The following is a 19,375-nucleotide window of genomic DNA, read 5'->3' as shown; positions in this document are numbered from 1 at the left end:
CGCATGGGCTTCGAGAAGAACATCGCGTTGGAGAGGGCCAAGATCAAGACTGTCGGGTGCGCGAGGGATGCCACGAGGTCGCATCACGATTTCGAGACGATCGCGATTTTGCTGGCCGACGCGACTAGCTTCTACTGGGGCCACCAACGTTCGCGTCCGATAATCGGAAACACTAACACGTGATCATTAACACAACCAGCCCCGATTTTTTCGCGAGCCCGACCTTTGTCGTGAAGCCCGTTCGCGCGTTGGATAGACCACCCCCCGGGGGGCGTCCGTTCGGCTGAGCCCCTTGCGTCGCGCCCCGCCATACCCCTGGTCCCCCCGGTGCGTCGCGGGCCGATCCCAAAGCCCCCCGGGGCGCCCCCGTTGGGCATTCGGCCGTCGCTCACACCTGGGCGGACGGGCCGTCGCCGCATGTGCTGCGTCTGCGAGCGGGGCAATACGGTGCCGCCTGCGCGTCGACGCGGCGGAGCCGTCGAGGCTGCGGACCTAGTTTCGTTTTCTTTTTTCCGACTGGGGGCCGTGTGCAGCGGTCGTCCCATTGGTGAACCTGAGTGGTCCCCACGCGACACGTGACGAAGAAGGCGCGGCCCGACCGAGAGGCGCGGGGCCATGGTCCCGCGGCGGTGAGGTGATGCGACCCCCGGCCGCTGCCGACGCCATTCCGCCCGGCGGTACGTCGCCCGAAGCGACGCGCGTCCTCGCTTTGCAGCGAACGCGCATCTCCGCCACACGGAAGTCCCACGTCCACGGGGCCGGAAAGGGCGGCAGGCACACGATCGCGCAGCGGCGGCGTCGGCGCTGCGGTCGCCGCGAAGCGAAGCCGCTTGGCAGGGCCGGTCGCAGCGCGTCGGCGGGCGGAGCGATGCGGCCGGTCGAGGCCGCTCGCGACGGGGCGTAGCCGCCGGTCCCATGCCCCCATGTACCGTACATGGTCCGGCTCACGACGCCCAGGGCGAGTCGCGTTTTCGAACGTGGCATAAACGACGTGTTTTGACAAGGTTGCGTTGCGCGGGGGTCGCACGGGTCGTGGATCGCGACCCGCTGCGCACCTAGACGGTGGTCGCCTGTTAAGATCGGGTCGAAGTAAGCGTGCCGCGGAGGTCCTCAGCGACCTCCGCGGCACGCGGTTGACGGCGTTCAGCCCTTCCAACGTCCTCACCAATCCGACAGACGTGCCCGATCTATTTTGAGCACGCCCAGCTTGTACAGTAGCGGGAGCGCCATCGGCTCCTGTTCGACCTCCCGCCACAAGTCCATGATCAGGTCACCCATGTTACCGTAGACCCGGGCACACCAGTTCTCGTCGGCCAGGTCCTCGCAGACGTAAAACCGATCGTCCTCCGTCTCGCCCACCACGCACTGGTCGACGACCGTGTCGTGATGGCGGCTGAAGCTCGCCAGGTAATCGGACGAGACGCCTACGGTACGCTGGCTGCCGTCTCCCTCGCGCACCTCGAGGTGAAGTCTCGGATCCTTGGAAACGGCCGAGAGATACTTTGCCCCCTCGGGGGGCGCCGGGAGGTCCTCCGCGTCCTCGTCCGTCCACCCACACGGCCAATGCACGCAGAAGTCGTCGCTCTCGAACGTGGCGCGCGGGTACCCGTGCGGTCGCACGCTGTTCGTGCAAAAAGCGGGCTTCTCCGTTCGAGTGACGCGCGTGCTTGCTAGCCAGTCGAACGATGGGTCCGAAGCCGTTGGAGGTACCTCGGGGCCATCGCGCCGCGCAGCGTGAGCGGTGACCGCGTCATCGACGCGTCTGATCGCCGGCAAGTCCAGCCTGACCAGCCCGAGCTCGGCCATGACGTAATGGAGACCGGCGTGGCTGCCGGGGCCGCGCCATAGATGTCTCACGAGGCCTTCGAGCGACGGATAGACCCGGCAATGCCTGGCACGTTTGGCCCTCGATCGCACTTCCGCGACGAACGCGCGGCCGTCGACGAGCCGACCCACGTACAACGATAGCTGTTCCAGCCACCGCGGGGACCCGACCAGTTCCTTCTCACGTTGGACCCACTCGTAACGGCCCGACGCTTCGTGCACGAGAAGCTTATCCGCATTGGTCCAGAACGAGGCGGTGCGATACGCTGCCAAGGGCTCGATCGGAAGCCCCTTGCTGGAGCAGCCGCTCGCCTCAACCGGGCTGGCCGAATGACAGACGGGACATTCGGCCCTCGCGGTTCCGTCGTGATCCTGATGACGCCGTTCGGCCATTTCATTGCCCACGCCGCAGGAGGAAGTCGGCTCCGTGCATGCCTCAAGGGCGTTACCGGAGGAAGTCTTCGATCCCGAATCATGTGTGTCGCTCATGTTGAACTCCTTCGTTGACCGACGGCCGGCGACACTCGGAATCGTTAAGCGGTGGAGCCCGACGTCCGGTTCCGCGTCGCTCGGTTCGGGTGTGCGGGAAACGCCTGTCGCCAACGCGGAGCAGTGTGGAGAATTCCCCGCAAATGTCAGTGATACTCCGAGATACTTTTCAGACGAGCGAGCTTTTCGTCCCGTCGTGTCCGATCCTCGGCCGAGGTACGCTCGGCACGAACACGTCGGTGGCCGCGAGCCGGCGCCGTGGTTCAAGGCGTGGACTGCTCGGGGAGCCGGTAGCCGTGACGCCCATCGTGTTCGAGGTCGCCCATCTCCACTAGTGCCGCGAGGACCGGCTTCAGGTTTGATCGTCCAGTGGTGTCAATCAAGGCCTGGCCATCCAAGGGACCGCGACGCCTCAGGGCTTCGAGGATCGCGCCGTACGCGCCTTGTTCCCGCGGTCGCGCGCGGGCCGTAGGAACAGCTCGCGCCAACAGCGACAGTTCCGAACGCACTCTGATGCGCATCGCTTCGAGGCTCGATAGGCACATTCGTCGCTGAACAAGTCGCTGCAGGTATCGCTGGCCTTCGACCACCAATTGGCTGGTGAGAAGGTCGTCGGAACGGGCAGGTGCCTCACCGATGGAATTCTGCCACTCGGGACGCCCGTGGGAGAGTTTCCGGCAGAGCGTGGGCACGCACTCCAGCGCTGTCGCGTACGGTGTGCCGTCGAAGGTGTGCGGCGCATCGCCTCGCACCGCACAGGCGGTCCGAACGGCTTTCAAGACTTCGTTCCAGTCCGGCGGTAGGGGTCGTTTCGATGCCTCAATAACGCTGATATCGGCTTCGACGTATATCTCAAGCAGTAGCAGTTCATAGTTATACCAACGGTCAGTGGTCTCGAGATCTTCCACCGATGGGCGATCGCAAATCGAGCAAACGATCTCGCCCGACACGTCGTTGAGATAGCGAGTGCAGGTCTTCAGCACGTCGTCGGCCCAACCGGCCACTGAGGTGATCTTCTTCTGATCCATTCGATAATCTCCTAACGATTGGTTGGCTGGTACGCCACTGCACGCTCTTCGCCTGAGCAGGGCAGGGTCGGAGTCACAGGGGATGACGAGAGTTCCAGAGTTTAAACAACGGCAGTCGGGTACATGCGATGCGGCCGATACGGTTGTGTCCGCATACAATTGCCTCCTGCCGCGCTGCGGGGTTGTACATGGTGGCGCGCGAAACGTCAGTATTAAAATTGAAAGTCCACTAATTATTTGAACCGATTTCAGTACCGAGGTGAAAGGTTTTCGCACAGTTCGCCTCGAGATGTCACCGCGTCGTCACAATCTCTCAGCAAGTCCTCGACCGACCGTTCCTGCCGCTCCTAGCCGATTGAACGCGAGCGCGACGTCGTCGACCCGGATGGAACTGATGTGGACGGACCGGAGGTTGCGGCGACCGAGGTGACTAACCCGAGCAAGGGGTCGTCACGGCCCGAAATCCCCATGTACCGTACAGGGTCCTGGTCAGGGATCCCCACCCGAGTCCCACTTACAAAGGCGGCATAGATGACTTGTCGTGAAGCGTTTGCCTCGCCTCGATTCGCACGGATTGTGAATTGCGACCCCCTCCGCCTCAGGACAGTGGTCGCGGGCGGCCAAGGCGCGTACGCATTGTTACCCGAGGAAAGGCGCCCCGTTAGCATGCGTTGGCAGCGGCTGTCTCTTTCATCTTTCGTCACAGTAGGTAGAATCCCGCATCGCTTTTGGCGGCCAATCGCTGGCGAATTCGGAGTGACGGCCCCGTCCGGCTACGCATTGATTGCCAACAGCCACCTGACGTCGGCGGCCAAGGCCTTTCCCAGAATCGGCGATATCGATGGGACCCCGGTACGACCGCTTGTTAGCACGCAGTCGAAAATCAGTGAGCGTAGACGCGGATAGTAAATCGGCTCGTCGCGCCAGAAACGCCGCTGATGTACAGCCGGTCACCGGTAGCTAGGTCGGTGACTGCACCGTGGCGCAGCGCGGGTAACACCGTCTGGTCGCGGCCAATATCGCGGAGGTCTTGGAGCCGAAGCGTCCGAGGGCCGTCCTCGGACAGCACGTCCTCGGTGAGATTGAACCGGACCGTCGAGGCGTCACCGCCACCGGTCACCGTCCAAAACATCTTGACGGCGCCGGCAGGAGCGCGGACGGAAAAGTTGTCAGTCGCCCTGGATTCCTGTCCGTGCTGAGGTCCCGGTCCCACCTCAATCTCCAGGAGCAGAGCGCCGGGAGTTATGGCGGCGGGCGGCTCGGTCAGTACTGTGGCCGGAACCGAGGCGGGGGCAGTGCTTTGCTGAGCCAGTGGGGTGGTGCCACTTGGTTGCGGCCCCGTAACATGGAGCGTCGCCGAGTCGGGTAGCACGGCAGGTGCGGCGGACGGCGCGGGGGTATCGGCCATGCCCGCCTCAACGACAGACGAATCAGCGAACTGCGCCGTGACCAGACGCACGAACTTCGAGTCGCGGCGGACATACCCTAGAGCAACCGCGCCGATCATCAGCAGGCTGATGACGAACACCACGGACCATTTGATTGCATCGGCGGTGAGCCCGCCGATCACCTCGTGATCCGTGGCCCGCTTGAACCGCTCGAAGAACGTCTCGCGCGCCGCCTGAGGATCAGGATCAGCGGCGGGTGACCCCATTTTGGCAGCGGCCGCCAACCTCCGGGCGAGGTCCGCGCCTGGCAGGGTCGTCCGCAGCCGGTCCGGGTCTCCTATGTCGGCCGAAAGCAGGTCCCGTTCGACGAGCCCGCGGTAGGCGGCCTTCGCCCGCTGGGCGTCGCCTGCCAGCCCAGCACGTGAGGCAATCGATTGCCACGGCTCGTACGCCAGCAAATTATCGGCGGCGATCGCGGCGAGGAACGCGCGCTCGTCGTCGCCCAGGGCCGCCGGGTCATTGAGGCCGGACCTGATTTCGCATGATTGCGCGACGCGCCGGGACATCTCGCGGCGGAGCGTCGCAAACTGCGGCCGCTCGGCCTCCAGTCGACGAGCCAACGCCCATCCCCCGTCCGTCAATCGCCCGGTGCCCGGCACCTCCATGCCGTCGATCTCAGCGTGCGATTCGAGGTCCTTCACTGCGTGGAGCACGCGCCACCCTTCGATGCCGGTAAGTAGTGAGATGTCCTCTAGCTCCACGCGACAGTCCTCGCCATGGGCGGCAAAGGCGGCGAGCGCGAAAAACTCATTGCTGAACAGCTTACGCGGGGCCGGCGGCCCGAGCCGACCCCCGATGCCGAACGTCTCGCTGTACGTCTGAGTGGTTCCGGGCGCAGTAATGGTCGCGGCGGGTTGCGCGCCCGGTTCCGCCCCCCGAGCGAGCAGCTTCGACGTTGCGAACTCCATCCCGCGGTTTGTGAGATGGCCGCGCTCGGTATCGTCAAAGGCGAGCATTCCGTGACGGGCCGCGATTGCCGCTTCCCATAGGCCGTCGCCCCGGCCCGCCACGCTGGAAAAAGAAAAGCTGCTCGAGCCAGCCTGTTCGAAAGCATGCCGCAGAAACTGTTCGACCTCAGGCTCCACGTGGCGATTGTATCATCCCCTGCACAAGTCGGTAGCGCTCTGAGGGCGGCAGAGTTGGGATCAAGATGCCGTTGCTGGTCTTTGTTAAGGGGCCAAATCCCAACATGCGACCCGTCGGGCTCTGCCACGGCAAGATCAGCAGATTTTTGACCTTTTTCTCGCCTGCGGCGGTTGCATCCGATAATGATGCCGTCGAGCAAGCAGGTGCTAGAGCCGTTCCCGGATATTTTTTCGCGAGCCCGCCTCGTTGCTGAAGCCCGCGCGCCGTTGCCAGACCACCCCCCCCCGGTGGCGTTCGCTGGCCACTGAGACCCTTGCGTCAGGACCTGCCATACCCCTGTTGCGGCTGGAGGATCGCCCGCCGATCCCAAAGCCCCCCACCCCCCAGTAGGGAGGCACGTCCGCGCGGGTCCGTCCTCTCGCCGACGGGTTCGCTGCCGCCCACGTACGTTGGGTGGCGCCGACACGGCGCGGGCAAGTGACGATCGGCGCAGCCTGGAGCCGCCGCGTCCGCGCACCTATTCTGGATTCCATTTTCGGCGGTGCTTAGCCGTCCTACGCGGAAGTCTCCATCTTCTGAGACCGCACGCGACGCGCGGCTCCTCGTCGTCGGTCAATTCGTCAGCATCACGGGGGCGGACGACGGGCATCCGGGGGCGGGGCAGGGCAGAGGCTTCACCGTCGCGGTTCGGTGGAGGAGCCGGACGGGTTTGTCCGATGAGGATAAAGGTGTCCGTTCCCACGTGGCACCGCCCCCGGGATGCTCGCCGCGTGCGCGAGCGGGGCGGCACCCGCGACGTGGCCCGTGCGTCCACCTGCGGCCGACGCAGCGGCGGCAATGATCGTCGACGCCCTCGCCGGTCCCAGTGCTGCGCCGAGTTGTTCCCCCGTGAGTCTCCCGGCCATCCTCCCCGTCCCCGGCCCCGACGCCCTCGATGCGCTCGACCCCACGTTCCGCGCCGAGCTCAAACGCCTCTGGAAGCTGCTGTGTCCCCTCGTCGACCGCGTCGACGTGTGGCGGACCGATGCGTGGGGCCGCGGCCCGTTCCGCCAGAACCCCAGAGCCAACCCGTACCCGATCCAGCTCAAGAACGGGCTGCGCCGCCGGCGGACGCTGACGCTGCGGGCGTTCGCCGATCACGTGATGGGCCGGCGGGCGATGCTCGCGGTGAACCGGGATGGCGCGGCACGGGTGCTGTTGCGCGTCGACGTCGACCACAAGCGTCCCGACGACGGGACGAACCCTGCCCGTGACGGGCGCCCCAGCGACGCCGCGGTCGCCTATGCGCGCACGGTCAATCTAACGCACTTCGGCGGCCGGGGGCTCGTCGGTCCGTCGCGCCGCAACGGGGCGAGCATCTATCTGCTGATCGACCTCACGACGGTGCCGCTCGAAGGGCGGGCCGCCTGGGTCCGCGACCTTGGCGCCGCACTCGTCGGCCACTGCTGGCCCGGGCCAAACGGTGAGCGGGTGGAGGCGGTCAAGGGCGGCCGCCACCCCACCGTCGATAACCCGCGCTTCGACCCCTCGTTGGCCGCCGAGCACGTCCTGACCCGTCCCTGGCCGGTCGATGGCAGTCAGCCGCGTCCGCAGGCGGCATACCTGTACCGACGAGGCGACGAGCATGCGTACCTTCAGCCGCGGGCCGACGCGTACGCCTTTTATACGACCCACTATGAGGGACGGCTGTTCCACCGGTGCGAGGCCCTGGAGCCGCGCACCGAGCCGCGGTTCGACGCGCACTCGACGATCCTGATCCCCTGCGTCCGCCCGGCGCACGGGAGCGGTGGCGTTGGGGACGGGGGCTGCACGGGTGATGGCGAGGCGGCGGTGCTGCGGTCGCAGCACGACGCGGTACGACGCTGTGCCGGCTGGCTCGAACGCTCCGTCCCCCTCGTGCCCAACGACCTGGCCAGGCTGATGGGCGAGCGTTTGCCGGAACGGTCGGTCCGTCCAACCATCGACCGACTGTCACAGCGTTCGTCGGCTCAGGCCCGGGAGGCGGCCCGCCAGCAGGACGAGCGGATCAGGCAGCTGCTGGCCATGGGCGACGAGGACGATTACGAGGAAGCCCAGGCCGCCCAACGGGACGCGAGCGGACGGGGCGGAGGCCGGCCGCTGCTGACGCCGCGCTTGTGGCGGATGCTGCGCAGCCATGACAAGCTGCAACAGACGGACGCGGTCGCGTTCTTGACTCTGCGCACGACGGGGGGCCGGATGGACGAGGACTTGGCCCATCGGTACTACGACCAACACGTCGCCGCGGGGCGGCCCTGCGACGCGGCGCGGCGCACGCGGCTGCGCCACGCGTTGCGATGGGGGGCCAAGCGGTACGTCGACCCCGGGGGCGCTGACGGTCGTCGCCGTGGCAGCATCGCGCTGGGCCACCGTGGAGCCGAGGCGATCGTCGACGCGTTCGAGCGACATCGGGCAGCGGCGACCCAGACGGAGGGGGTGGTGGCCCGCGCGACGGCGATCGAGCACTTCAGCGACGCGCACGTTGCGGCCGTGATTAATGGCCTGAAGAGGCTGGGGGTCGGATCAGCGGACCTGGGCACGAGCACCTATGCGGGCGTGGCGATCTGCTACCTGACGGCGGCAAAGAACCAGCGGCTGTGGGAGAGGGGCGCGGTGCCGGCTGCGGTCGTTGACCGCCAGGTGGCGCAGGCGGTGGCCCTGCGCGAGCACGGGTTCGGCGGAGCGCAGGTCCGCGAGGGGGTACCGATGCCGGCGCGGGCGTTCGGCGGGATGCTGCGGCACTGGCGCCGTCGCACGAGCGGGCGGGCGGTCGGCGACGCGATCGACCTGCTCGTGCGCGTCGGCGCGTTGATCTGCACGAGCCGGGCCTACCACTCCGGCGCGTTCGACGAGGCGGACGGCTCTAAGCTGGGCGAGGGGTACTGCCGCCGATACCGCCTGGGCGGCACCGACCTGCTGGGCTGCGGCGATGCGGTGGCCATGTGCAGTGGTTCCCCCGTCCTCCTCTCACAATCCCGTATAGAGTCCGAGGCCCTGCTGGGTGGTGGGCCGTCGATGCCTTCGACGTTGCTGGCGGTGCCCGCCATCGACGAAACAGGGTTGCCGGACGGCCTCGACCCGCCAGGCGACGCCCGCCGGGGTGACGAGAGACCGATGTTTGCGATGACGTGATCGAACGGGCAACGCCCGCACGTGCCATCCTAGCTGTGACGGGCGCGCAGTAAGCGAGGTTCCGCCCGCAGTGGACGATCATTGATTGGCCGGTCAACCAGGGAGTCGATGCGCCGTACGCTGGTCGTACGGGCGAGCATGCACCTGCACTCGAAGTGGACGGATGGATCCAAGGTTTACGCGACGAAACGAGGTAGCGGCTCGTCGTGATCTGGATGGCCCGGATGGCGGGGTGCCTTTGAGGGGCGGGGCACACGCGCCGCTCGCAGAGCGGGTTGCTGTGTCAGAAACGCGTGTACCGTACACTGATTGGGCGGCTCACCGTGAGCGTGGCGGCGCGCGCAGGATCGCAGTAACTTTTTGTCCGTAAACCGTTTGCTGGTCGTAGGGGGTGTGGGGGTGGGGCGGTGCGACCCCGTTCGATGGGAGACGGTGGTCGGGCAAAAGATCCGACGGGGACGGCGCGAGCGGTACGCCCGCGGGCGGGCCGGCGGCCCTCGGTCTTGCTTCACGCGCCGCACCTCGCCAGATCATACGGCGCACCCCGCGACGCGTGGAAGGCCCACGTCGGACCTGACGGGAGCGAGCGCAGCGGAGGCCGGCGTGATCGGGCATCGGAGGGCCGCCCCCAGCCGGTCGTCCGAGCGGGAGCCCCAGAGCGCTACTAACGGCCCTGCGCCTCCTCGCACGGGGCGCGTTCGCACCGGTCGAGCCTGTACAGGACTGCGCAGGTGATCTTGCCCCTGTCGCCCTGTGCAATCTTGCACAGACGTCGTCCGTCACCTGTGCAGAATTGCAGGCGGGGCCGTCCGCCGGCGCGCAACCGCCGGACGGTGCGGTCGGCCGATTGCTTGAACGCCGCCGTCGCCGGCAGGCGGTGGACCGGAACGGGGCGGCGGACGCCCCGTCAAGACGCGGTCGAGCGTGCGATCCCAGGTGCCGCGTGGGGCCGCGCTCGGCCCACGGTGCATCGATCACGGCCCATGGTGGATGGGGGGGGTACGTACGATTGACGCTGAGATTCCCCCGCCGAACCCGACGCGCGGCGCGCGGCGGTGCGGCGGTGCGGCGGTGCGGCGGTGCGGCCCACGCGGGACGCGTTGCGGGCTTCACCGGGGCCGGTCGGCGCAGCGATCGGGGGTCGCATGACTTGGCAACGTACGGGGGCATATCGCTCACGGCTGCGCAGTGCCGCACGGCGCGGACGACGCCTGCCTGCTCACCGCTGAGCACCCCTACGGTCGCGCGAAGCGCGCATATTGCCGCCGGCCCATGCCCTGGGGGCAAGGTGTCGCTGCTGGTCCGAGCCCCCACGCTGGCGTGACCCCCATCGAGCACACCGGCGGCGGATCGAAAAAATGCCCGTCCAAGGCGCCATCATCAAGATTCCGTTCGTATGTCCTGTACCCCTAACATCGGTGCCACCCGTCGTTTTCCCAGGGTGAGAGTCGGCGATATTCGGGCTGGGCAGGCCGTCTGGAGCACTGCGTGTCCGGTACACGGCCGGACGAGGTGGAGCGCGCGGTCCGTGAGGTCGTACCAATAGTCGTCCGGCACCACGATTTTCGGCAGTTCCCGATGCGGGCGCGGCGGGACCGGGTTTCGCGCGACCACGTTACGGCTTTGACGGCGGTCGCCAGCGGCGTGCCGAGTGCCGCTGCGCTCCTCCATTTCGAGCAGCCCGAAAGCTTGCGGGGAGGGAGACACGTTGCGGGGGACGAAACATTGAGGCGGCGCGGCGGGGCCTCGACGAGATCGGTCCGCGCGAATCGCGGCTTCACAGCCGTCCCAGAAGCCATCCTGTGGGCGACCCGACGGGTTGCGTTCGCGGACGCGACGCGCGGTTATAGGATCTCAGCTTTTTCGAATTGATGTCAGGGAGCCGGCCGCGATCATCTTTCGTCATGGGGGAGATTGCTTAGGTATCGGGAGGTAACCAGATTGAAACTTTGGGACCGTATCCGCCGCGTTCGGGATAAGGTGCGCTGGCCCTTGTTATTTCGCGTCCTGTTCCGAGGGGCTTGGCCGAGCATAACGATCTTCGTCCTGGGCTGCGTCTCCCTCGCGATCCTGCTATCGTTCGCCTACGGCACCAGCGGCAATGCGATCGGGAGGCGACTGTTCTTCGCCGTCGGACTCCCGATGTTCTTGGCCGTCCTCTCCCTGCTCTGCATGGTGCGGGTCGCACGGATTTGGAAACACGCCCGCGCAACGCTCGGCCCGTACCAGATGTACGCGGTCCTCATCCCAGCGGCGATGGCGACAGCCGTGTTCGCCGGTTGCGTGAACTTCGCGTTGTACTGGCGTGACCCGCTGGCGTTCATCGTCTCGGAAGATCAGGTCGCCCGCGACCGACTGATCAATTCGCGCGATCTACTTGCCGATGCCGCAAGCGCGGACGACTCGTTCGGCGTCGCATACCGAGCACTCAAGCGGGTCTCGATGGCCTCGCCAGACGCCGTTACGGGACCGGGCGTCAAGCGCGGCAGCCGCCTTGTGGTAAACCTGGTCGCCGCACCCGACGCCGTGGAACTCATCGTTTCTCGCGAGGCCAAGTACGTCGTCTACCACGTGAGCCACGGCGATCGGGAGGTTGAACTGGCCGATGCCCGCGGGTTGCCCAGCGTGCAACAAGCGGAGGACGGCGGGTATCGTGTGGTCGACGCCGGGCCCGCGATCAGGCGGGCAGCGATCCGTTACCGCGCGGAACAGAAGTTCTTCACCGTCACGAGCGGGAAGGTCCGCGACGTGACGCCCGACGCCGCCTCGGCGACGGTGCCGCTGTCCACGTTTCTCTACCAAGCGGTGATGGAGATGTTTCAGGCCAGCGCGGGTGAGGTCACGCCGGCGTCGACCGTTGCAAAGGGGTTCGCGGTCGTCTACGCGATCTTCCGCTTCTTTTATTTTACCGTGCTTGTCGTGATGGTTGTGGAGACCGCGCAGCGGACCACCCGACCCGGTTAAGGCGACAGTTCGTTCGTAGAAGTGAGGGTGTCCATCACGATCGTGAAGTCGGTGAAGCTTCCGTCGTTATTCGCGCGGCAGAGGATGCCGAATGGCCTTATCTGGAATCAAAATGGGTCTCCGCGTAATCTCACCGGAGATGCCGCCTAACGGCGGGGTTTCGCGTAGTCACCTGGCATGCGGTGTGAAATTTGCCGTTCGACGTCCCGCGCCATAATACCGGTCTGGGTGCAATGGTGTCACGTACCGGACGATTGCAGAGCATCGCCTCATCGCATTTCGCGTCCGTCGCCAAAGGCACTGCTCGGTGAGGATGGGCGAAGGAGATCACCCGTGGAGGTTGTCCCGGAAAAGTTGTACGGCGTCATCACCGGTGATGTTGTCGGATCGACGAAACTTGAGCCTAACGCGCGTGCGCGGCTACTGGACGTGATGCACGAGGCATCCCGTCAAATTCGGCTCCACTTTCGTCACGATGTGCCGCTAGAGGTCGAGGTCTTCAGTGGGGATAGTTGGCAGATGTTGGTCGCCGACCCCGGCCGAGTTTTTCGAGTAGGGCTGTTCTATCGTGCCTATCTCCTATCCGAGATGAATCTCCGCGGATTTGATACCCGCATGGCGATCGCGGTCGGTACCGTCGATTTCGTCCCTGGTGAGCGTGTGTCCGAGGCGGAAGGGCCAGCCTTCCGTGGGTCGGGAAGGTTGTTGCAAGAGATGACTACGGGCGGCAGTGCTCACGCCCGGGCGCGGGTGCGGTTCATGGGTCCCGACCCGTCAAGCGCTGATTCGCTTGCCTGGGATGCCTGTGCATTGCTCCTGGATGCGATCGTGCAGAAGAATTGGTCTGCCGGGCGTGCTCGTGCGATTACTGGGGCGCTACGGAGCATCAAACAGGAAACGATCGGGGAGCTTTGGGATCCTGCGATTCGGCAGGCCGGAGTCGCCCAGCATCTTCGCGGTGCCGAATGGGGAGCGATCAACGGGCTGCTAGATCGCTTTGAAACAGTCTGGGCAAATCGCTCGTCAAATGGATAGAAAACATGCCAAATCGCTTATAACTCATCTGTATAAGCATTATGGCTTATTGAGGTGTGACTTGTGAGTCAAGCGTGGCAGCTGGCAATATGTCTGATAAGTGCTCACGTCTGCGCAGACTTTGTCCTGCAGACTGACCGGGCGTTGGAACGCAAGAAAGCCGGCGTCTGGGGAAATATCGAACATGCACTGATCCACGCGGTATGCATCGTCGTCTTCCTAGGCTTGCACCCTCGTTCGCAAGCGTCAATCCTTGGGCTCGCCGTGGTCAGCGTCGCCATCACCCACTTCCTGATTGATTGGATATATAAACGGCGAGCCGAGACGTGGTCGGGAAAACTGGCTCAACTAGCGGCGGATCAGCTGCTGCACATCATCGTCATCGTTGTTTTCGTCGTGGTTGTCGCACGAACGGGTCTCAGCCTATGCGAGACGGCGTGGCACCGCCTTATGTCCGTGGACCTGTACCTAACGATCCTCGTCCACGTGACCGGGACGGTCTTGGCCGTCTGGACCGGTGGCGTGGTCATCGGAATCCGGATGAAGCCGTTTCAAGAGGGGCTACAGCCGCAGCGAGACGCGAATGTTATTTCACCGCCACTGCGGGGCTTTGAGGGAGCTGGAAAGCTGATTGGGCAACTCGAGCGTTTCCTGATCTTCTTATTCGTCATCACAAATCAGTACACGGCACTCGGCTTTTTGATCACTGCCAAGACCATCCTCCGCTTCGGCGAAATAAAAACGGGCGACACTGCCACTGCCGAATCCCGCAAAGAACCCGAATACGTCCTGATCGGAACATTGATGAGCGTCGCATGGGCCGTCGCCATCGGCCTACTCGCGCAGATGCTCTCGGCCAGAATTTTGGAACCCTCGTTACAGGCTACGGCGACTGCGACGACGCCCTCTACGGCCACTATCCGGCCCGAAACAGCACGGCCGTCAGCCTTCACCTCCCTTCCGGCAACGGCGCCGTCAACGACGTCGCGACCCGTGTCATCGCCGACGACAGCGACGCGGGACTCGGTTCCAGCCTCTCAATGACGCCATGACATACTCCTCGGATGCAAATAGACGACCGTTCCATGCGTCACCCACGGCGGGCGAAGCGTTGGACGCAGCACGCGGCGATCCGTTTGGCGATCTCGATAGCGTCGCGTCCGATCGCGCCGGCACGCAGACTCCCCACACGTTCCGCCAGCGTGGACCTCGCAGCAGTGGGATCGCAGCTGGCAGACGCCGAGCACCCGTCTAAATTCTGGCCAGAGCCGTAGCGCGAACGAACTGCACGCCCGAAGTTCGCACGCCTCGTTCGACGTCGGCAGTCCGACCCGTGGGGCAGCGAAAGCGGTTCGGATGCCTCGCTCACGGGTAGCACGCCAGCATCGGCCGACCGGACCAACAACCGGCGCGTGACCCGCGGGCGACATTCGTGTGGGTCTGGCTCCGTCCGCCTTCGGCGGGCCGCACGACGACGGGGCAACGCCATTTCGGGCGGGAACGCCTCCCAGCCACGGCCACCGTCTACCCCGTAACGTGGTCAACGTGCGACGGCTGATGAGCCTCTGACGCACTTAATGCGGGCGTACGTTTCCGGTAGCACAGCTGCGGGACGCGGAACGCGAGGAGGGTCTGCGCCGGTGGGGCGTGTACTGTACAGCGGTTAGGGGGCGTCAACAGGGGTAGCTAGGAGCCTTTTCTCGACTTGGGCGACTCTTCGCGAGTCTTGATCCGCCTCAATTGTTCGGCTTTGGCCTGCTCGATTACCGCCGCCATCTCCTCGTCAATTTCAGCACCGAACACCCGCTTGAGGTACTCGGCCTGTACAGCTGGATCAGCCTCCAACCACATCAGCATGCATGCGGAAAAACAAAGGCCGAGTTTCCCGTAATACTCCTTGGTCGAATCGCGGAATCGGTCTGCAAGGTGACGCTGTACGGCAAAGTTCACGCTCTGCTTGGTCCGGGCCATAACTAAAATATCGGCGTGAAGGCCATCTGCATCAAGTAATAGTTTTAAACTTGACTATCATGATTTTATTCTTCATACTGTAGGCATGGCCAAGAGATTCCTGCGTGACAACCGATCCGACCAGTTCGACTCTGGGCCCAGGCAATGCTGGTCGCTTAGTCCCACCCTGTACGCGACCGCGAACGTGTACAGACAATCCAATTCCGCGGGAATCTCGCTTCTCATTGGCCTACCTGGCAGCCGGAAGTCTGGCTTCGCGCTCCAGTCGGCGTTGGATCAAGCTCTCAGCGGATCCAAATCCCTTTTGCTACTTAGCGAGGAGTCGGTCGAGCGCGTAAGCGAGCGCGCTCGACGCATGGCTGGCGGCTTCAGTGACGCAGACGCCAACCGCGCCTTAAAGCGGGTCGCGATGGAGGCGATCGAGCTCGAACCCCGGCATCTCACCGTCGCCGTGCAGCGGTTGGTCCTCGGCGCGAATGCCCCGCACCGCGACGTGAAGCTGGTCGTCCTCGACAGCATTCAGGGCGGCGGGGCGACCGCGGGGACCGACGCGGCCGCCTGCCGGGCGGCGGTCGACGCGGCTAGGTCCCTGCAGGTGGCGGGCATCGCGACGATCCTCGTCGGCCACGTCACCAAGCAAAACCTCGCCCGGGGGCCGCGCACGCTCGAACACGCCGTGGACGTCGTCGTCCACCTCGACCGCCGCGGCGGGCGCCGGACGCTGACCGTCCCGAAGAATCGGTTCGGACCCGCCGTCCTTCGTCGGGTCCCGCTAACGATCGATCCCGTCACGACGCGTCTCCATCGGGCACGGCACGCCGCGACTCAAATCGTGTCGGTGAACGCGTGGCTTCCGGGTCACGGCATCGTCCAGGTCCAGGCCGCCGCGACGCTATCGTCACGTCCGTCCGATTCGCCGGCAGCGGAGGTGGGGCGCGTCAACGTGTGCCGCGGCATTGCCCGGGACGAGGTCCGGCACGCCGCGCGTTGCCTAGCAACTGCATTGGAGTGGGACGACGTTTTACGCGATCTGGACCTTTCGGTCCTGTGCCGGCCCACCGTCATGCATGCCGGTTCTACGACGATGGGATCCGACCTGCTCCACCTGCCGCTCGCCTTGGCGATCGCGGGCGCTTGCCTGTGTAGAGAGTTGCCGACGGACCTCATCGTCGTCGGAGAACTCGACCTCGCCGGCCAACTCATGCCGCTCCCCACCGCGTTCTGTTCCGCCGCGAACGCCGCGATGCGCGCCAACGAATTGCGCGGCCGTCGGATGGTGCTGCCGGCTGGCGACGCCAGGTTCCTCCCGTGGAACTGCGGCTGTGACTTGTACGGCGTCAGTGCCCTGCGGGCCGCGGTAGGGCGGGCTTGGCCCGACCTCGACGTCGACCGACTTTCTATTGCCAGCTGACCTAGGTGGTCACCACCGTCCGCGGCAACCGTGAACCTTCTTTAAACTTTATGAACGGAGTCTCCCGAAATGAATGACCAACACCTGATCACCACCCCGATCGTCGACGCCGCGCGCGCTTACCTGTCGCAGCACGTGCACCCCCTGGGCGTCCGGCAGGCCCGGGCGACCGAACCGCACCTTTACTTCTCGGTCACCGAAATTGCTGGCGCGGGCTTCGGCGGCATCGAAGGCGTGTCGTCCGAAATGAGCGACGCAATGTACCGAACCGTCTGGGAAGCGGTGCTCTTCGCGTTGGAGGCGTACCGGATCGCCCACTATCGGCTCTGGCGCGAGACGGAGATGCGCACCATGCTCTCGCGGTTGGACCCCGCGTTGGCACGACGAGAAGCGCGTCGGCGCGGTGAAGGCGGCACCGGCACCCAGCCGGCCAACTCCTAGGCGAGTGGCGTGCAAACGCTCGCAACGTTGAGAAGGCGTAGATTTGACCTTAGGGGGCGGCCGGGATGGTGTTGACGATGTCAAACGGGTCGATTGATTACCGTGCCATCCGCTCCGCCGAACGAAGCGTGAGGCGCGCCGGGACCCGCACGTCGATGAGGATGCTCGAGATCTGCGAACCGGAACTAGCGTCCTACCTAATGGAACGAGGGTCAGACCTCTACGCCCGGCTGGCCCGTGCCTGTCCGAGGGACGCGGACGTCCGCGCGATTCATCTCGCCGCTATGGGGCTGACGCTGATCTGTATCGAAGCCTTAAGGAGATCCAAATGAAATTGGAGACAGCCACCTCAAGCTGCCGCCACAATAAGACCTACCTTGCGTCGCCCGACGACACTATGGCCGACGCACCACAGGAAGACCGCGGCATCGCCGCCGAAATCGAAAACGGCTTCCGTGTGACCGACGAGCGGACTGCTTCGTGGGTCGTTCGCAAGGTCGTCGAATGCAGGTCTTACGCGGAGCGGGTGCGCGGCTCGGCCGACCAGGAGCTGCGCCGTGCGCAACATGACGAGCAATGGCTGTTGCGACGGTTCGGGGCGGAGCTCGAGGGATGGCTCCGGCAGGAATTAGCGCGCCGGGGGGGGCGCGCCCGTTCCGTGCCCCTGCCGGCCGGGACTGTCGGCCTTCGCCGCTCGGTCGGGCGGATCGACGTGGTCGACGAGCTGTCCGTCGTCAGGTGGTGCGAGCGGTCGCTCCCGGAGGCCCTCCGCGTCACGGTCGAGGCCGAGGGCGACGCGGCACGGGCGTTGGCGGTCTGGCAACGTGCTCGGCCCGAGGACGCGCGGGTCCGCACGCAGGTGTCCCGCGACGCGCTCGGACGTCACCTTTCGGAACACGGTGAAGTCCCCGACGGCGTCGCGGTCGTTTCCCCCGCGGACCGGTTGTACGTCAAGTAGTTGTTCCTGCGTTTTCGAGGTGAGCAGATGTTGCAACAAAGTCGGACTTGGGGCGGTGAGCCCGTTTCGCACGGAAACGATGCTGACGGGGCCAAGTGGCAAACGCTGGATGTACGCGTTCGAAGTCGGCGCCACCCGGGCGATGTACCGGACACCGGCCCGACCGTTCCGGCCTATCGCGTCCACAAAGCGAAGCGACTGGGGTACGTTCGCCTCGACGGTCGCATGGTCTACCTCGGGCGGGCTAACTCGCCCGACAGTTTTACAAAGTATCATCGGACCGTCTTGCAGTGGCTGGCGACGGGGCGAACGCCAGGTGATCTCAAGCGTTCACCGGAGCAGATGACCGTCGCGCGGTTGGTCGACGCTTACCTGGCATGGGCCCGGACCGCCCCGTGACATGGCCGATGACCGCACACGCGAGTTTCCCACCCAGAGTGGGTTCTGGGCCGTCATCAGCCTCGCGGACGATCTTGCCGGCATGGGCGGAATCTTCATGTCCGAGAAGCAGTTCATTTCGCGGATCGGTAAAAAGCTGACAGAGCAGGCAGTTACTCAGATCTTAAGGCCCACCGGGGGGAACTGATGAGGATTCGTAAGCTTCAATTACCCTATCGCCAGACACCTACCGACCAGAACATGATGGTTTTGACCTTCAGGCTAGCATTTCCGCAAGCGACCTGATTCGATCAATTTGGGCATATTTACACGGTCTCTTAGAGGTCGCGAGAGTGATGGCGACCAACCATCCCGGCCTGCTGGTCTTCGACGAGCCGAAGCAGCAGAGTGCGAAAGATGTCAGCTTTGCTGAGCTACTTCGACGAGCATCGACATCGTTGGGTCATCGCCAGCAGGTGATCCGATCCTCATGCCGGAGTATGATGCGCCGGCAGATGCGGCAGGCATGGAACTCGGCAGTGACGAACTGAATCGTCGCGCCGAGTTGCTGAAGAACAACCAGACCTTGTGCAAGCGCCTCGTCGATGCGTGTGCCGCAGCGCAGGCACCGAAAGAAGCCTCGGACCATGTCGAGGAGCAGTTGTACGAACGATTCATACCCAATGAAGACACTCCATTGATGGAGCAGTTTCACGCCGAGTCGTGGGAGAATCGCCCCTCGATCGTGACTAGGTTCTCGGATGACCGGCTTAAGCGTCTTGGACAACGCCTGATTCACTTCGAGCAGCCAGACGCGCTTACGCCCGCCCGGCGAAAGGCGATCGATCAGACAATTGCAAAGCGATTGCTCGGCCTTCAGGATATGTCGCCTTGGATGACATATCCGAAGGCGATTAGCGAAGTCGATGAACTCATTACAGTAGCATCGGATGATGATCTTCCGCGACTTCACGTGCACCGGGCGCATCTCGTTGCTCAAAAGAATCGCGTCCAGGCGCAACTCAATGCGTGACAAATTCTAGAACTCCGCCGCGACTGTGAGCCGGCAGAGCTTTTAGGCGGATCACATGAATACCATATCCATCTTGCAACCGACGTCCACCGGATCACCGGCGAATTATCGGCTCGTCCTTGCATCCGCTGGGGCCACCCCGAATGCTTCGATCACTTC

14 protein-coding genes are annotated in these 19,375 nt (G+C 64.7%); 10 read left to right on the top strand and 4 right to left on the bottom strand.

Going from position 1 to position 19,375, the window contains the following annotated elements; genetic code table 11:
* Positions 1 to 1,161 precede the first annotated feature (1,161 nt).
* The 3 genes from VGN72_09610 to VGN72_09600 form a co-directional block, all read right to left on the bottom strand.
* Positions 1,162 to 2,097, bottom strand: coding sequence for a hypothetical protein (locus VGN72_09610; protein HEV7299608.1), 936 nt, complete (start codon positions 2,095 to 2,097; stop codon positions 1,162 to 1,164).
* A gap of 479 nt (positions 2,098 to 2,576) precedes the next feature.
* A complete protein-coding gene (locus tag VGN72_09605) occupies positions 2,577 to 3,341 on the bottom strand; it encodes a hypothetical protein (protein HEV7299607.1) in 765 nt (254 codons plus the stop codon).
* 883 nt (positions 3,342 to 4,224) lie between these two features.
* A complete protein-coding gene (locus VGN72_09600; GenBank protein ID HEV7299606.1) occupies positions 4,225 to 5,874 on the bottom strand; it encodes a hypothetical protein in 1,650 nt (549 codons plus the stop codon).
* A gap of 889 nt (positions 5,875 to 6,763) precedes the next feature.
* Here VGN72_09600 and VGN72_09595 point away from each other — a divergent pair.
* The 4 genes from VGN72_09595 (at position 6,764) to VGN72_09580 (ending at position 14,068) form a co-directional block, all read left to right on the top strand.
* Positions 6,764 to 9,025 carry a hypothetical protein gene (locus VGN72_09595; GenBank protein HEV7299605.1) on the top strand — a complete coding sequence of 754 codons (2,262 nt, stop codon included), beginning with the start codon at positions 6,764 to 6,766 and terminating at the stop codon, positions 9,023 to 9,025.
* 1,992 nt (positions 9,026 to 11,017) lie between these two features.
* Positions 11,018 to 11,989 (top strand): hypothetical protein, encoded by a 972-nt coding sequence (locus VGN72_09590; protein HEV7299604.1) that lies wholly within the window; start codon positions 11,018 to 11,020, stop codon positions 11,987 to 11,989.
* A gap of 333 nt (positions 11,990 to 12,322) precedes the next feature.
* Entirely contained in the window at positions 12,323 to 13,024 is a 702-nt protein-coding gene (locus VGN72_09585; GenBank protein HEV7299603.1) for a hypothetical protein, read from the top strand.
* 63 nt (positions 13,025 to 13,087) lie between these two features.
* Positions 13,088 to 14,068 carry a DUF3307 domain-containing protein gene (locus VGN72_09580; GenBank protein ID HEV7299602.1) on the top strand — a complete coding sequence of 327 codons (981 nt, stop codon included), beginning with the start codon at positions 13,088 to 13,090 and terminating at the stop codon, positions 14,066 to 14,068.
* 642 nt (positions 14,069 to 14,710) lie between these two features.
* On the opposite strand, the gene VGN72_09575 is transcribed toward VGN72_09580, so the two are convergent.
* The gene (locus VGN72_09575) at positions 14,711 to 14,995 is read right to left on the bottom strand and encodes a hypothetical protein (protein ID HEV7299601.1); all 285 of its coding nucleotides are present in this window, start codon (positions 14,993 to 14,995) and stop codon (positions 14,711 to 14,713) included.
* A gap of 85 nt (positions 14,996 to 15,080) precedes the next feature.
* Between VGN72_09575 and VGN72_09570 the strand changes: the two genes are divergently transcribed.
* From VGN72_09570 to VGN72_09545, 6 genes are all read left to right on the top strand, one after another.
* On the top strand, positions 15,081 to 16,406 hold the full coding sequence (locus tag VGN72_09570; protein ID HEV7299600.1) for an ATPase domain-containing protein: 1,326 nt from the start codon (positions 15,081 to 15,083) through the stop codon (positions 16,404 to 16,406).
* 69 nt (positions 16,407 to 16,475) lie between these two features.
* Positions 16,476 to 16,847: a hypothetical protein gene (locus VGN72_09565; GenBank protein ID HEV7299599.1), complete on the top strand. Its 372-nt coding sequence runs from the start codon at positions 16,476 to 16,478 to the stop codon at positions 16,845 to 16,847.
* Between the two features lie 328 nt (positions 16,848 to 17,175).
* A complete protein-coding gene (locus tag VGN72_09560; protein ID HEV7299598.1) occupies positions 17,176 to 17,805 on the top strand; it encodes a hypothetical protein in 630 nt (209 codons plus the stop codon).
* A 27-nt stretch (positions 17,806 to 17,832) separates the two neighbouring features.
* Positions 17,833 to 18,204 carry a hypothetical protein gene (locus VGN72_09555; GenBank protein ID HEV7299597.1) on the top strand — a complete coding sequence of 124 codons (372 nt, stop codon included), beginning with the start codon at positions 17,833 to 17,835 and terminating at the stop codon, positions 18,202 to 18,204.
* A gap of 1 nt (position 18,205) precedes the next feature.
* Positions 18,206 to 18,391 (top strand): hypothetical protein, encoded by a 186-nt coding sequence (locus tag VGN72_09550; GenBank protein ID HEV7299596.1) that lies wholly within the window; start codon positions 18,206 to 18,208, stop codon positions 18,389 to 18,391.
* Between the two features lie 282 nt (positions 18,392 to 18,673).
* Complete coding sequence (locus VGN72_09545; GenBank protein ID HEV7299595.1) at positions 18,674 to 19,216, top strand: hypothetical protein; 543 nt, start codon at positions 18,674 to 18,676, stop codon at positions 19,214 to 19,216.
* Positions 19,217 to 19,375 lie beyond the last annotated feature (159 nt).

The sequence above is a fragment of the Tepidisphaeraceae bacterium genome, from assembly GCA_035998445.1.
Taxonomy (GTDB): Bacteria; Planctomycetota; Phycisphaerae; order Tepidisphaerales; family Tepidisphaeraceae; genus DASYHQ01.
Note: the sequence above shows the minus strand (reverse complement) of the source record. Positions and strands in the feature narration are given on the sequence as shown.

Coding starts and splice junctions, on each gene's coding strand:
- VGN72_09565 (HEV7299599.1), top strand. CDS start 16,476: ATGAATGACCAACACCTGATCACCACCCCGATCGTCGACGCCGCGCGC.
- VGN72_09605 (HEV7299607.1), bottom strand. CDS start 3,341: ATGGATCAGAAGAAGATCACCTCAGTGGCCGGTTGGGCCGACGACGTG.
- VGN72_09575 (HEV7299601.1), bottom strand. CDS start 14,995: ATGGCCCGGACCAAGCAGAGCGTGAACTTTGCCGTACAGCGTCACCTT.
- VGN72_09560 (HEV7299598.1), top strand. CDS start 17,176: ATGAAATTGGAGACAGCCACCTCAAGCTGCCGCCACAATAAGACCTAC.
- VGN72_09555 (HEV7299597.1), top strand. CDS start 17,833: ATGTTGCAACAAAGTCGGACTTGGGGCGGTGAGCCCGTTTCGCACGGA.
- VGN72_09570 (HEV7299600.1), top strand. CDS start 15,081: ATGGCCAAGAGATTCCTGCGTGACAACCGATCCGACCAGTTCGACTCT.
- VGN72_09550 (HEV7299596.1), top strand. CDS start 18,206: ATGGCCGATGACCGCACACGCGAGTTTCCCACCCAGAGTGGGTTCTGG.
- VGN72_09545 (HEV7299595.1), top strand. CDS start 18,674: ATGCCGGAGTATGATGCGCCGGCAGATGCGGCAGGCATGGAACTCGGC.